We start from the raw sequence: 14,407 nt of genomic DNA, 5'->3' as shown, positions 1-14,407 counted from the left end.
TTTTACTCTTAGAAATGGAAACAACAAAACCTAGGTTGAAGACTAGAAAGAAGAAAAAACGAAGGCGGGAACTATCCAACCGATGGAAAGTTACATTGGTGGTTGTGCTAATGTTTTTACTGTCGCCCTTTTATTATGGATACATTATAAAAGGCTTTGCAAGCACTTTACAGATGGTAAAGGATTGGCGACAAAATCCAAATTATCGAAGGTATAAAAGCTTTCATATAAAAATTCCGATAAATTATAAGATTCATGGTATTGATGTTTCCTATTACCAGGGTAAAATAGATTGGAAGAAGGTTAAAGAAATGAGAGAAGACGAAGTGCACATTCAATTTTCGTTTATAAAAGCTACAGAAGGCTTGCTGAATGTAGATCCTTATTTTAAGCGCAACTGGCGCGAAGCCCCAAAAGCAGGCATTGTACGCGGTGCATATCATTTCTTTAGGCCTAAACTTGATGGGAAAGCACAAGCGAAATTTTTTCTGCAAGTTGCTAGTGTAGATATAGGAGATTTACCGCCGGTGGTAGATGTAGAAAGTTTAGATGGGGTTTCTCCCCAAAAAATGCGAACAGCGCTGGGTGATTATCTAAATTATATAGAATTGAAAACAAAGATAAGACCGGTGATTTATACGGGATTGCGGTTTTATGAAAATTATATACGCGGAGATTTTGACGAATATCCGTTATGGATAGCGCATTATCATCAACCAAAATTAAGAGTTGATAAAAGTAGATGGAAATTTTGGCAGCATTCTGATCGAGCTAAAATTAACGGAATTAACCACGTAGTAGATTTTAATGCATTTAACGGCGATAGCATTGCTTTTGAAAAAATATTGGTTAAATAAATTAGCTATTTATATTTGATTGATATCTAACCTAATATGCTCGCAATAAAAAATCTTTGGTTTACGCTCAAATGTTTGTCCATACATCCCGAACGTACATTTTCTTATATAGTTAATCGTTCAGGAAATAGCCAAAAAAATTTACTTATAGCAATAGCAATCTTGGTTGGACAAAAACGTTGTTTTTCGACAAGCAAGATACCATGTTGGGCTATATACTTGGCTCTTGTTTTTTATTACCAATAGCTTTTTTTGTGGCTACTTACATAATTAAATTAGCCGGCCTTCTGTTGGTTTTTTTATTAGAAAAATTTGGCAATTCGATGGATGTGCCTAATGCAGAACTGGTTGTTGTTTATTCTCTACTACCAATCTCTATTCTATATGGCTTCATACTTATACCGTTTAAGTTTGGAGATGAACAGTTTTCACAGAGTATAATTATTACGTTCGCTATATATTCTTCTCCAGCTAGCATATTATTTAGAGCTATTTATAGTTTAACAGATCTTAGTTGGAATAAATCATTCTATGTAGTCGTAATTTTTACGCTTTTGCCATACCTTCTACTCGGTGCATTTAGTCTATTGCTGAATAATGTTATGCATTAAATAGAGTTTATTGCGATTTTTAGACTGATTGATTAAGGTTTGTTTGGCCGCTGCTAATGAAACCTGTGTTAATTGCACAGCAGTAAATTCTTAAACCCGACTGAAACGATATCCTTTTACCCGTAAGGGTTTTTAACGATTAGAGGTAAAAGATACAGTGGAGTGCGGGGCAGAATTTTCTAATGTCGTAGCGTGTCTCGTTTTCAAAAAATTGAAAGAAAATAACCCAATTTTTGGTTAAAAGAGTTGATTCTAAACCCTAAACCTTACTTCTTTTCTTCCCTAATTATTACAAAAACATCTTCGTTGTCTTTTTTCATGAAGTATTTTTCTCGGGCGAATTTCTCGGCAGTATTTAGGTTGGTACTCAGTTCGGTCAAATCGGTTTTAACCTGTGCAGTTTCTTTCTCGTAATATTCCTTTTCGTTCTGAAGTTTATTGGCTTCTGTCCGATACTCGTATTGCGACATCATGTCGTTTTTATCGAAAAACATAATCCAGAAAAAGAAAGCCAAAGTCGCTAAGAAATATTTGTTCCGAAAAAGATCTATTAACCGTTGCATTTATTGGGGGTATTTAAATGGTTATACAAATATAGAGTTTTATCAACGATAATTAAAGGCGATTTCTCATTGTAAAGTTAAAGAAGCTGCGGAAAAATAAGCCATTTTGAATTAAAGAAAATTTATCCGTTGCCCTCAACAAAAAAAACATCCGGAGGTTTTAACCCTCGGATGTTTTGCAATCTTGTTTTTCAAACTACTAAAATAAGGCGATGCTCGCACTAACCTGTTAAAACACTGCTATAAAATCCTTTAACAAGCCTGGCATAACACATTTATTTCTTGTAATATTTGAAATTTTTACCTATAAAACGAGCATTTTCGCCAAGTTCTTCTTCGATACGTAACAACTGATTGTATTTCGCAATTCTATCAGAACGAGACGCAGAACCTGTTTTAATTTGTCCACAGTTTAATGCAACAGCTAAATCTGCAATTGTTGTATCTTCGGTCTCTCCACTTCTATGACTCATTACGGTTGTATAACCGTTTGTTTGGGCTAAAGTAACTGCATTAATTGTTTCCGTTAATGAACCAATTTGATTTACTTTCACCAAAATAGAATTGGCAATTTTCTCGTCGATGCCTCTTTGTAAGCGAGTTACATTGGTCACAAATAAATCGTCACCCACTAACTGAACTTTGTCGCCAATTTTATCTGTTAATGTTTTCCAACCTTTCCAGTCGTCTTCATCCATCCCATCTTCGATAGAGATAATTGGATATTTTGCTGCTAAATCTGCAAGATATTGTGCCTGCTCTTCACTGCTGCGAACTGCGCCTTTCTTACCTTCAAATTTAGTGTAATCATATTTACCGCCTTCATAAAATTCTGCAGCAGCGCAATCTAAAGCCAAGCAAATGTCTTTACCAGGCTTATAACCAGCTTTTTCAATTGCCTTTAAAACGGTTTCAATTGCATCTTCGGTGCTATCGAATTTTGGTGCAAAACCACCTTCATCTCCAACTGCGGTAGATAAATTTCTATCATGTAAAATTTTCTTCAACGTATGGAAAACTTCTGTTCCCCAACGCAATGCTTCAGAAAATGAAGAGGCCCCAACGGGCATAATCATAAATTCTTGGAAAGCAATAGGCGCATCAGAGTGCGAACCACCGTTAATAATATTCATCATCGGTATAGGCAATGTATTGGCATTTACACCACCAACATACCTATAAAGCGGTTGCAAACTTTCTTGCGCAGCTGCCTTCGCAGCGGCTAAAGAAACGCCTAAAATAGCATTTGCACCGAGTTTACCTTTGTTTTCGCTGCCATCTAAGGCAATCATAATCTTATCTATCTCGTTTTGCTCAAACACATCTATGCCTTGCAAAGCCTTGCTAATTTTGGTATTTACATTTTCAATAGCTTTTAATACGCCCTTGCCCATGTAAACTTTTTTGTCGTCATCGCGCAGCTCTACTGCTTCGTGTTTACCTGTAGATGCGCCACTTGGCACAGCTGCACGGCCCATGGCGCCCGCTTCTGTTACTACTTCTACTTCTACTGTTGGGTTGCCACGACTGTCTAAAATCTGGCGTGCATGCACATTGATTATTGAACTCATTTTTTTCTGTCTTTTTTTGATTATTTTACTTAGTGTAAAAAGTACAATTACTAAGTTAAAACCAAAGTTAACATATTTTTTAAAATTATTGTGTTTCGTAAACTTTATCGGGTTTTAGAAGCTTTTTAAGATATCAGACCGCAGAAAAAGCAAAATCCAAGTCTGTTTCAATAGATATCATTTAGTCGGTTTCATTGAAAAAACGAGAGTGGAATTTAAAAAAGCTCGATTTACAAAAATTTCCTACTACAAAGCCGATTGAACATACCCATTGTCCAATCGTTAATTATAAAACCGGAGCGCTCTTACGCTATTGATTGCATCTTTCTTAATTGAGAAAATAAACAAAATTATCACCATATTATGATTAGATATTTCTTGCAAACCGAAACCAAGTTTTTAGACTCCAATAAATATGGTCGTCGAATTAACTACACCGAAAATCGAATCCATTTATGCCCTTCATGCCCAAATATAAATGTTCCAGGATGAATCATTTCCGCCATATCTTCTATAAGTGAAACCGCATTTTCGGCCGTTAGCGATCTATTTATGTCGTCATTTAATAAAATCACTCTGTTATTTTTAACGGCAGGCCATTCCGGATTTAAAGCTGCCGGTACTTCGCGCATCAAGTCAATAAGCGTTTTTTCAGGCTCATAAAAAATAAGAAATATCGCAGCAAATACATCTCTTCCAACCATTCCACCTGCAATTGCAATTTCCTCAGAAAGATAAAAATTAGGTGATCCGTCTGCGTTTACACAAGTAACTGGTGGCTTATCCATAAACTTAATTTTATGTTCTACCAGCTCCAAACGTTCTGTTAATTCTTCTATCTTAGCAGGCAATAAGTTTATCGTTAAATGATCTAAAAAAGCCATTGTGTGTTTTTTTTTTTACAAAAATAATAATCTGGCAGCATGAAAAAGCTTATTAGCTATATATTTTATTTCTATGCTATTGTTTTATCTGTAGCCTGCAAAAACAACGCCAGCCAGGAAAATAAAAGGGTGTTCAGGCTAAATCTAGATCAAGGGCTTACCTCATTAGATCCGGCATTTGCCCGCAATCAAAACGCAATTTGGATGACAAACCAAATCTTTAATGGTTTGGTTCAGATAGACAGTAATTTAAAAACTGTGCCTTGTATTGCAAAAAGCTGGGAGGTGAGTTCAAACGCCAAAACCTACACATTTCACCTTAGAACGGACGTGTTTTTTCAAAACGATCCAAATTTCAAAAATGGAAAAGGCAGAAACGTCTTGGCAAGCGATTTTGCATACAGTTTTTATAGGCTGATAGATCCAAAAGTTGCCTCCTCGGGCGGATGGATTTTTAGCGACAAGGTTGAAAATGAGCACAGTTTTGTGTCTTTAAATGACAGCACTTTTCAAATAAGATTAACTAAACCGTTTCCTCCGCTGATGAATCTACTCACTTCTCAATACTGTTCGGTTGTACCAAAAGAGGTGGTAACGCATTATGGTAAAGACTTTAGAAGCCATCCTGTGGGAACTGGGCCATTTAAATTTAAGTATTGGAAGGAAGGTGAGATTTTAGTACTGTTAAAAAACGACCACTATTTTGAAAGCGATAGCCTTGGAAAAGTTCTCCCTTATTTAGACGCTGTAACCGCAACATTCATTAACGATAAACAAAGCGGATTTATGAGTTTTTTAAAAAAAGACCTCGACTTTTATTACAGTGTGGATGGCAGCTATCGCGATGACATTCTGACCAAAAGTGGCCGGATGACGAAAAAATATCAAGGCAAATTCCAACTTAGAAAAAGTCCCTACCTATGTACCGAATATGTGGGTATTCTGGTAGATACAAATCTCGCCATCGTTAAAAGCTCCCCTTTAAGATTTAAAAAAGTAAGGCAAGCCATAAATTATTCCATAGACAGAGCACAGTTAATTAAATATTTGCGGAATGGAATTGGCATTGCCGCCACAAGTGGTTTTATTCCGAAGGGAATGCCCGGCTTTGATGACGACCTTGTAAAAGGGTATGACTACAATCCTACTTTAGCTGCAAAACTATTGACAGAGGCAGGATTTCCGAATGGCAAAGGACTACCTGAAATTACCTTAAATACGACCACCACTTATAAAGATTTAATTGAATTTATTCAAGGTTCTTTAATTGCAATTGGAATACAGACAAAGGTAGATGTAAGTCCTAGTACAAGCCTGAGAGAATTAATGGCGAAAAACCATGTGAACTTTTTTAGAGGTTCTTGGATAGCCGATTATGCAGACGGAGAAAATTTCCTGTCTGTTTTTTATTCCAAAAACAAAGTCCCTTTTGGCCCAAACTATACGGCTTTTTATAACAAAAAATTTGATAAACTTTTTGAACAAAGTTATAACGAACCAGACGATCAAAAGCGTTTTAAGCTTTACCAACAAATGGATCAACTCGTTATGGATGATTCGGCGGTGGTTCCCATATTTTACGATCAATCTGTGGTGATGTTACAGAACAGCGTAAGCGGCTATAATTACAATCCGCTTAGTCTGCTCATCCTAAAAAAGGTTAGAAAAAACTAACCCTATCGTTGCTGTCCCCCGCCACCAACTGGGTTGCCTACTCCACCGGCGCCACCTTGGGGATTACTGCCTTTAACGTCGTCATTTTTAATTTTTGATTCGGCATCAAACTTAAGTTTACCGAAAGTGTAGCTAAAGTTAATGCCAAAAGAGCGTAATGGGTAATAAATATTATTACTTTGATATACAGCTCCGGAAGCATCTAATGAGTTACTGATTGTACGAATGTGCAAATCTTTTGTAAACGGATTAAGTGTATTTATTCCAATGCTCCCTTTTTTCTTCAGCACATCTTTTTTTAGCGATGCGCCATAAAAATATAATGGATCCGTTTTTCCCTGGTAAGTTCTATTTGCGGACGTTGCCACCCCGAAAATCTCAAAATTAATTCCTTTGCCAAAACCATAAGCCGAGCGGCCAAAAAGGCTATAATTTAGATAAGTACCAGTGCTTATATTTGTGGTCGTATTAGTTACCTCATAAGAATTTGCAGCAAAATTACCCATTAGTGTCCATTTTGGTTTCGGGTTGTAGCTACCAAAAAGGTTTAAACCATAACTCTGCAAGCGGCCCACATTAACGTAAGAAGACAACACTTTACTTAAACCATTTTCTTTGAAGGGCGAAATGGACTTCTCAATCACGCCACCAGTATTTCTATAAAAAATGGAGGCATTAATGATAGAACCTTTAATAAATGTGCTGTATCCAAGCTCAAAATTTTGACTTAATTCTGGATTTAACTGTGGGTTTCCCTCCGTTACATTAAAACGGTCGCTTTCATTTCTAAAGGGATTTAAAAAAGTTTGGCTAGGTCGCTCTACACGTCTATTATAGCTAAATTTTACAGTAGCACCTTTTTTAAGCGCCTGCGATAGAATAAAACTTGGGAACAAATTAAAATAACTGTTTCTCTCATCTCCACTCGCTTTTGTATTAAATCCAATGTTGGTGTATTCTGCTCTCAAACCACCTTTAAATTTTATTTTTTTAGTCAGATCGAAACTTAGAACGCCATACGCCGCAGCAACATCTTGATTGTAATCGAAATTTCCTTCGTTATTTCCATACTGGCTTTTTACACTTCTAAATATGCCTTTTGCGCCAGTTTCTAAAATAGTAGTCTTGCTGAACGGATAAGTATAGTCTGTCTGTCCTGTATATTCGTTGTTTTTTACAGTGTTGTCACTAACTGTCTGAAAGCCTGAAGGAAAAGTGGAAGATGTCAATATGTTATTGATGTTTGTTGGACTAGTAGCAGATGACAATTGGCCGGAAATGGTAAATTCTTCTCCTTCTTTTTTACTCGTCTTCGTGTAATCGACGTTCCAATCTATGTTATTTCTAACCACGCTAATGTCACTTATATTGCTCGCAGGAACATTATTAATAATATAGGCCGCGGTTCCGGGACCTCCATTATTAAATCGGCTATACTTTACAGTAGAACTGATATTGTTATAGGAGTTAAAATCATAATCTACACCAACGCCACCATTATAACTTCCCCTACTCCATTTAGAAATGCCATCTGATGCGACATTAGACACAGAGTCATTTGAGAAAGTTGTGTTGTTCACAGTATTTACTCTAGAATTCTGCGCGTATGCAACATTTGTACCAAAATTACCATTTACACTTAGTCGTCCTGTTTTTGCCGTTACATTTAATGCACCATTATTTTGTCTGGTTCCACCAGAAGCACTTACGCTTCCACTAACACCTTGCGCATTAGATTTTTTCAAAATGATGTTGATAATTCCGCCAGAACCCTCTGCATCATATTTTGCCGAAGGGCTAGTAATAACTTCAACGCTTTTTATTTGCTCGGCGGGTATCATTTTTAGTGCGTCAGAAGCACTGGCAGCCATCGTTCCGGAAGGCTTTCCGTTTATGAGTACTTTTACAGAAGCGCCACGTAATTGTACATTTCCACTTGGATCGACCGATAACATCGGCACTTTACGCATTACATCGGTTGCATCGCCTCCGGCGTTGGTTCCATCCGCCTCTGCGTTATAAACCATTCGATCAACTTTATTTTCGATTACTGAGCGAGTCCCTTCTACTTTAACATCGGCTAATGAATTTGTAGTGGGCTTTAAAAGAATCGTTCCCAAATTTCTGTCCAAAGATTTCTCTGTGGTTACTACCTTAACGCTCTTAGTGATGTAACCAATAAAACCAATTTTTAAAATATAGGCGCCGGCCACAACATTTTGAAGTGCAATTTTGCCATCATTATCGGTTACGCCACCATTTACAGGCTTTTGCGTGTCTATGTTTATGAGCGAAACAGTAGCATAATTTACAGCAGTTTTATTTACAGAATCTTTGACTGCTAAAAAAATTCTACCCTTTATTATTGCCTTTTTACTTCCGCCGAAGCCGGTGGGCAACTGCGCATAGGCATGGACACAAAAAAGAAATAAGGCAACGCATACGAGAAGACGCTTCATGATATAGGACGAGTTAGTTTAAACACAACTTAAAACTCGCGCTGCAAATAACCTCTTCGTCTGAGCTTTAACTTTGGTTCGCAAATTTCCGTTTTTTTTTCAACATAGAAGCATCTATCAAAAAAAAACATCCCTAATAAGTATATTTTTGCTTAATTGGGTATATTCCCCACAATAGGAGCATTTATCTCATTTCAACTATCGATCAGCTTGTATTTACCTAATAGCCATTGTAAAAATATAAGTCATACCAAAGCTAAAAGTGTTGATTTTGAAGCACCTAAAGTTTCCTGATTTTAATTATCCTCATCCAATGTAGCATTTTCATAACCGGATAAGTTGGATCAAATTCAAACCAGCGATTTGCAAAATTCGGATTGTTAGGCTTTTTGTGGTGATTGTTCTGAAATAATTCCCCCATCAACAAAAAATCCCATGGCAAGGAGTTTTTACTATGGTCTCCGTTGTCGTGGTTGGAATAACCATATTTATGGCCACACCAATTAACAATAGCACCGTGCAATGGCCCAATAATAAAATGAATCGGCAGCAACAAAAACAGCCACCAATGGTTTGCAAATGTCATGTAGAAAGCGATGTAACATAAACCGCAACAAATACGCCAAGCCCAAGAATTGCCAATTCTATCAATTAACGGCCACTCTGGGTAATTTCCTCTAAATGCTGCCGCGGGCTCCTTCTTAAAATGGAGATAATCCATGTACATATTTTTAGTAGCGATCATCATTCCAAACACGTCTGCAAAAAAGTGTGGCGAATGCGGATCTTCTTCTGTATCGCTGTAAGCGTGATGCATCCGATGTAGAATGGCGTAAGCTCTTGGATTTAAATAAGAAGAGCCTTGCGAAATAAGTAGGAGAATGTAAAAAAACTTTTCCCAAAACGGCTCCATTTTAAACATTTTGTGAGATGCGTATCGATGAAGAAAGAATGTTTGGCTAAAAAGAGACAAGAACCAATGGCAAAGAAAAAATATGAGTATAATCATTAAATAGTATTAAATTACTTTATTAACGAGATTAAGCGAAAAGCAGTTTTCCCGTTAGAATTTTAAAAGATTTGTTTTCCGGAAACCCTCTTTTGTGTGGTATAAAAAAAACACAACTCTAAACAGAATCGTGTTTTGGAATAAATTATACTGAATGCTTATCTGCCAAAATCGTCTTGCACACGCACAATGTCATCCTCATCTGATGGATTTGAAGCATCTGTATGTTGCCATATTTCTGCTACAACGCCCCAATCGTCCAAACCGATTAACCTATGTCGCTCTCCTTGCTGCAGTTTAACTTGCTGTGTTGGATGATATTTTTTCATCTCGCCTTCAGCATCATTCGGACTTGTCTCTATTCCGACAATTCCCTTTACTACTTGCCATATTTCTGCGCGACGGTGGTGATATTGCCAAGATAAACGTTTGTTTGGTGCAACTACTAAAATTTTTGGACTCAATTTGCCGCCAATCTTTAAGTTGTCGACATCTAAACCGTCGAAGTAGGTATCAGCAAATTGCTGCGCTTGATTTTCATCTATCACAAAGAAACCACCCCAAGGCCTTTCTTCATCCTTGCTCACAACCTTAAATCCCTCGCTATCTAACCGTTTAGCTATTTCCTCAAATTGTTCTTTCTTATCAACTGCCATTTTTAATATTCTATTTTTAATTGGGAAGATTTATACCTCAAAATTACAGCTAAATTCTAGAAAAAGAGAAGTTATTTGGGCTTTTTAAACAATTTTACTTAATTCCATTCACTAGAATATCCGTTTCTTGGCCATGAGTCTCTAAGGTAATCGGTACCAAGGGATTGTTTAAAATAACCATTGACATGTTCCCATCATCACTTTTTAAATAGGTAACATCTGCTTCCTTGTCATTAAGCATAAATTTTGGATGGGCGGTGGTGTCTGTCGAAAATTTTATTCCTCCATACATAAACATTTTATCTGACATCAAATTTTGATAAGCTTTCCTAGAAATGAACAAAATGGTTTTACTGTCAAATTTGCTTATGCCAAGTTCTGGCTGACCTGCTGAAAATTCGATACCATTTTCAACTGCATTTTCAGACATCTCGAATGTGCCATAGCCATCCACTGACCACATCAGCGCGATGCCAGACACCATTTTACCGAATTTAAATGTTACTGGGAAAGTTCCTGAGGCAACGGTTGCGTCACTGCTCACCACAGTATTTTCATTAATTTCTGGCACGTATTTCTGAGCGCGCGCCACTATGCCAACGGTGAGCAGGCAAAACAAAAGGGCAACATTTTTCATAATATTATTGTTAATTTTTGGAGCGAACATACGCGCTATAAAACTAAATTATTACCGTCAATAATCCAAATTTATTTATTTATAAATAACTGTTAAACAATATCTTACCATCCAAATTACGTATTTTACTAAATTTTTGGTATCTTTGATTTTAATTTTACGGGAAATAATTAATGCAAAAAGCGCCTATTCAAGGTGCGCTTCCAACAAAATGCATATTTCCCATTTTATTATGGGTAAATTGTTTTCGCCCTACCAATTGCAACAGCATTTATGAAAGATATAATGAACCAAGTATTTTGGGATAATTCTATTTACGAATGGGCGATAGCTTCCGGCATTATTTTAATCACATTTATTTCGGTTAAACTCTGCAAATTATTTATCCTAAAACGCGTAAAAATTTGGGCAAGTTCAACAGCTACATCTTGGGATGACTTTATCATCAATTTAATTGATCGTTCAGTTATTCCACTGCTGTACCTAAGTGCCATTTACTTCGCACTTTCTATTTTAAAACTACCAGAAAAACTAGAGAAAACAATTCAAATTGCCTATTTGGTTTGCGTAACCTTTTTTGTACTAAAGATTATTAGCAGCGCATTTAAAAAATTTATTTATTCTTTTATAGAGCGAGAGGACAATGCTGAGCAGAAGGAAAAGCAAGCGGGGGGGCTAATTGTAATTTGCAATGTGATTATTTGGGTTTTGGGTTGTATTTTTTTGGTAGACAATTTAGGCTACAATGTAACTACCCTAATTGCCGGTTTAGGCGTTGGAGGTATTGCGATAGCGTTAGCTGCACAAGCGGTACTTGCAGATCTTTTTAGTTATTTCGTGATTTTTTTCGATAAGCCGTTCCAAATTGGAGATTTTGTAGTGGTGGATGATAAAAGCGGCAATATTGAGTATATTGGAATAAAAACCACTCGAATAAAAACCTTAAACGGTGAACAATTAATTTGTGCAAACAAAGACCTGACCGACTCAAGGATACATAATTATAAGCGAATGGAGAAAAGACGAATCGTTTTCCAACTTCGTGTAGTGTACCAAACAGATCATAAAACATTGGCAGAAATACCAACCATTATTAAACGCATTATCGAGAGTGAAGATGAGGTAACTTATGATCGCGGACATTTTTCTGGCTATGGCGATTACAGCCTAAATTTCGAATTCGTTTATTATGTATTAAGCGCTGATTATGGCGTTTATATGGATAAGCAACAAGCTATTTTTTTAAGCGTGCATGCGGCGTTTGAAGAAAAGGAGATTAAATTTGCCATTCCTACACAAAATCTCTTCTTGAAAAACGAGGAAGCTACCCAAGCGGAATTAAAAACCTTTTTAAACAACTAAATATCCAAGACGAAATTTAACTATTGCGCAATCAAGTTAACTGGAAATCCATAGAGATAAGGTTTTAAAAAATATCCCTTTTGCCTTTGGGGATATTTGTCAATACCTAATGAAATGACAACTCACATCCAAGTACTCTAGATCCAGACGATGTAAAAAAGGTTCTTAAATTGTGCACTCCTCTAAAATCGTTATAACTTAATTTGTGTGCCAATTTCACAAACCTGTTCTGGCGGAAGGTTAAAATAAGACGCGAACCTTTCTGAATTTCTGCTCATGTAATCGAACAGAGATTCACGCCACGGGCTCATACCGGTATGCTTTGTAACAACGATAGATTCTTTTCCTAAAAAATAGGTAATGTCTACCTTATCACTTATCAAATCTAAATCACACAAATGTTCTATAACAACGGGTATATTTGGCTGGTGCATATATCCATAGCTTACTATTACTTGCCAAATATTTTCATCTAATTTAGTTATCTCTATATTTTCGTCTAAATTTAAATAAGGAACATTTGCAATCTTAATGCTCATTATGAGCACTTTTTCGTGTATAATCTTGTTGTACCTAATGTTATTGACTAAAGTTGGCGGAGTTCCGTTTGGGTTTGCTGTTAAAAAAAATGCTGTTCCAGGTACAATTTGAGATACATCCTTTCTGTAGTTCAAAATAAACTTTTTAAGAGGGTCGGTTAGCTTAGTAAGCTTAATGCCCAACATTCTTCTTCCTTTGTACCAAGTGGTCATCAATATGTAAATTAAGATGCCTACCAATAGCGGAAACCATCCTCCTTCGGGAACTTTAATAATATTTGCAGAAAAAAAGCTCAAATCAACGATGCCAAACAGTATGCTAATTGAAACAGCGATATAAATATTCCATTTCCATAGTTTTGTCATCGCCGTAAAGGCCAAGAATGTGGTTATCAGCATTGTAGTGGTAACTGCGACACCGTAAGCAGCTGCTAAATTACTAGAGCTTTTAAAAGAAACGACCAAAGCAATAGTTGCTATAAAAAGCATCCAGTTTATTTGAGGAATGTAAATCTGCCCACGTTCGTCTGCAGAAGTATGGATGACGTGAAATCGCGGTAAAAACCCCAACTGTATTGCTTGATGTGTCAAACTAAATGCACCCGATATTACCGCTTGAGATGCGATGATAGTTGCCATTGCGGATAAAGCTACCAGAGGATATAGCGCCCATGACGGGGCTAAATAGTAGAAAGGATTTGCTGCTAAAGTATGATTGCTCAATATTAGCGCGCCCTGACCCATATAATTTATCACCAAGCTCGGCAAAACCACCAGAAACCAAGCCAATCTGATTGGTTTCCGACCAAAATGTCCCATATCTGCATATAAAGCCTCGCCTCCTGTAACAACCAAGAACACGGCGCCCAATACTAAAAGCCCCGCAAAGCCATGTACAGTAAAAAATTCTATAAAATAAATCGGATTTAGCGCTTTTAAAATCGTGGGATTCTTTGAAATACCACTAATACCTAATATTGCCAAAACGATAAACCAAAACAAAAGAATTGGCCCGAAAATTTTGCCAACACTGGCAGTTCCCTTTTTTTGAAAGAAGAACAAAATAAAGAGAATAATAATGGTTATTGGAATGATATAAGGTGTAAAAAAAGGAGTGGCTATTTCCAAGCCCTCCATAGCACTTAATACAGAGATGGCCGGGGTGATAATACCATCGCCGTATAGCAGCGCAGCACCAAAAAGGCCTAAAGATAGGATTGCGAGGTAAGACCTTCCTTTTTTCTTCGGTAGAACGAGTTCCATCAACGCCATTATACCACCTTCGCCTTTGTTATCAGCTCGCATTACGACTAGAAGATATTTGATGCTTATTACAAAGATTAAAGACCAAAATATCAGCGATACGACTCCAAAAATATTTTGTTCGCTAACTTCCATGCCGTGCTCCCCAAAAAAGCATTCTCTCATAGCATAAAGTGGACTGGTACCAATATCGCCGAAAACTATACCTAAAGCACTTAACGTGATTATTGATAAATTCGACTTCGTTTCTTTTTTGCTATTAGTCATTGGCCAATTTTACTCGTTTTGTAGGATGTAGTATTTTCGAAAAAATACTGTTAAA

12 protein-coding genes are annotated in these 14,407 nt (G+C 36.7%); 4 read left to right on the top strand and 8 right to left on the bottom strand.

The features are described from left to right. The first annotated feature begins 14 nt into the window (after positions 1 to 14). Both ACVWYG_RS05195 and ACVWYG_RS05190 read left to right on the top strand, forming a co-directional pair. Complete coding sequence (locus ACVWYG_RS05195) at positions 15 to 857, top strand: glycoside hydrolase family 25 protein (RefSeq protein ID WP_457269093.1); 843 nt, start codon at positions 15 to 17, stop codon at positions 855 to 857. A gap of 254 nt (positions 858 to 1,111) precedes the next feature. Then, a complete protein-coding gene (locus ACVWYG_RS05190; protein WP_457269092.1) occupies positions 1,112 to 1,468 on the top strand; it encodes a hypothetical protein in 357 nt (118 codons plus the stop codon). 266 nt (positions 1,469 to 1,734) lie between these two features. On the opposite strand, the gene ACVWYG_RS05185 is transcribed toward ACVWYG_RS05190, so the two are convergent. The 3 genes from ACVWYG_RS05185 to ACVWYG_RS05175 form a co-directional block, all read right to left on the bottom strand. Next, positions 1,735 to 2,031, bottom strand: a complete 297-nt coding sequence (locus ACVWYG_RS05185) for an FtsB family cell division protein (RefSeq protein WP_457269091.1) — start codon at positions 2,029 to 2,031, stop codon at positions 1,735 to 1,737. A 275-nt stretch (positions 2,032 to 2,306) separates the two neighbouring features. Then, complete coding sequence (gene eno, locus ACVWYG_RS05180) at positions 2,307 to 3,602, bottom strand: phosphopyruvate hydratase (protein ID WP_457269090.1); 1,296 nt, start codon at positions 3,600 to 3,602, stop codon at positions 2,307 to 2,309. Positions 3,603 to 4,033: 431 nt separating this feature from the next. Next, positions 4,034 to 4,486, bottom strand: coding sequence for a hypothetical protein (locus ACVWYG_RS05175; protein ID WP_457269089.1), 453 nt, complete (start codon positions 4,484 to 4,486; stop codon positions 4,034 to 4,036). A gap of 39 nt (positions 4,487 to 4,525) precedes the next feature. Between ACVWYG_RS05175 and ACVWYG_RS05170 the strand changes: the two genes are divergently transcribed. Continuing rightward, complete coding sequence (locus tag ACVWYG_RS05170) at positions 4,526 to 6,160, top strand: ABC transporter substrate-binding protein (protein WP_457269088.1); 1,635 nt, start codon at positions 4,526 to 4,528, stop codon at positions 6,158 to 6,160. A gap of 2 nt (positions 6,161 to 6,162) precedes the next feature. Here the strand turns inward: ACVWYG_RS05170 and ACVWYG_RS05165 are convergent, their stop codons facing one another. The 4 genes from ACVWYG_RS05165 to ACVWYG_RS05150 form a co-directional block, all read right to left on the bottom strand. Continuing rightward, positions 6,163 to 8,619 (bottom strand): TonB-dependent receptor domain-containing protein, encoded by a 2,457-nt coding sequence (locus tag ACVWYG_RS05165; RefSeq protein ID WP_457269087.1) that lies wholly within the window; start codon positions 8,617 to 8,619, stop codon positions 6,163 to 6,165. Positions 8,620 to 8,899: 280 nt separating this feature from the next. Next, positions 8,900 to 9,628, bottom strand: coding sequence for an acyl-CoA desaturase (locus ACVWYG_RS05160; RefSeq protein WP_457269086.1), 729 nt, complete (start codon positions 9,626 to 9,628; stop codon positions 8,900 to 8,902). 158 nt (positions 9,629 to 9,786) lie between these two features. Further along, positions 9,787 to 10,284, bottom strand: coding sequence for a phosphoheptose isomerase (locus ACVWYG_RS05155; protein ID WP_457269085.1), 498 nt, complete (start codon positions 10,282 to 10,284; stop codon positions 9,787 to 9,789). A 94-nt stretch (positions 10,285 to 10,378) separates the two neighbouring features. Beyond that, a complete protein-coding gene (locus ACVWYG_RS05150) occupies positions 10,379 to 10,921 on the bottom strand; it encodes a hypothetical protein (RefSeq protein WP_457269084.1) in 543 nt (180 codons plus the stop codon). Positions 10,922 to 11,194: 273 nt separating this feature from the next. Between ACVWYG_RS05150 and ACVWYG_RS05145 the strand changes: the two genes are divergently transcribed. Further along, the gene (locus ACVWYG_RS05145; protein ID WP_457269083.1) at positions 11,195 to 12,283 is read left to right on the top strand and encodes a mechanosensitive ion channel family protein; all 1,089 of its coding nucleotides are present in this window, start codon (positions 11,195 to 11,197) and stop codon (positions 12,281 to 12,283) included. A gap of 191 nt (positions 12,284 to 12,474) precedes the next feature. Here ACVWYG_RS05145 and ACVWYG_RS05140 read toward each other — a convergent pair whose 3' ends face one another. Continuing rightward, the gene (locus ACVWYG_RS05140) at positions 12,475 to 14,352 is read right to left on the bottom strand and encodes a potassium transporter Kup (protein WP_457269082.1); all 1,878 of its coding nucleotides are present in this window, start codon (positions 14,350 to 14,352) and stop codon (positions 12,475 to 12,477) included. Positions 14,353 to 14,407: the final 55 nt, after the last annotated feature.

The sequence above is a fragment of the Pedobacter sp. UYEF25 genome, assembly GCF_054061655.1.
Note: the sequence above shows the minus strand (reverse complement) of the source record. Positions and strands in the feature narration are given on the sequence as shown.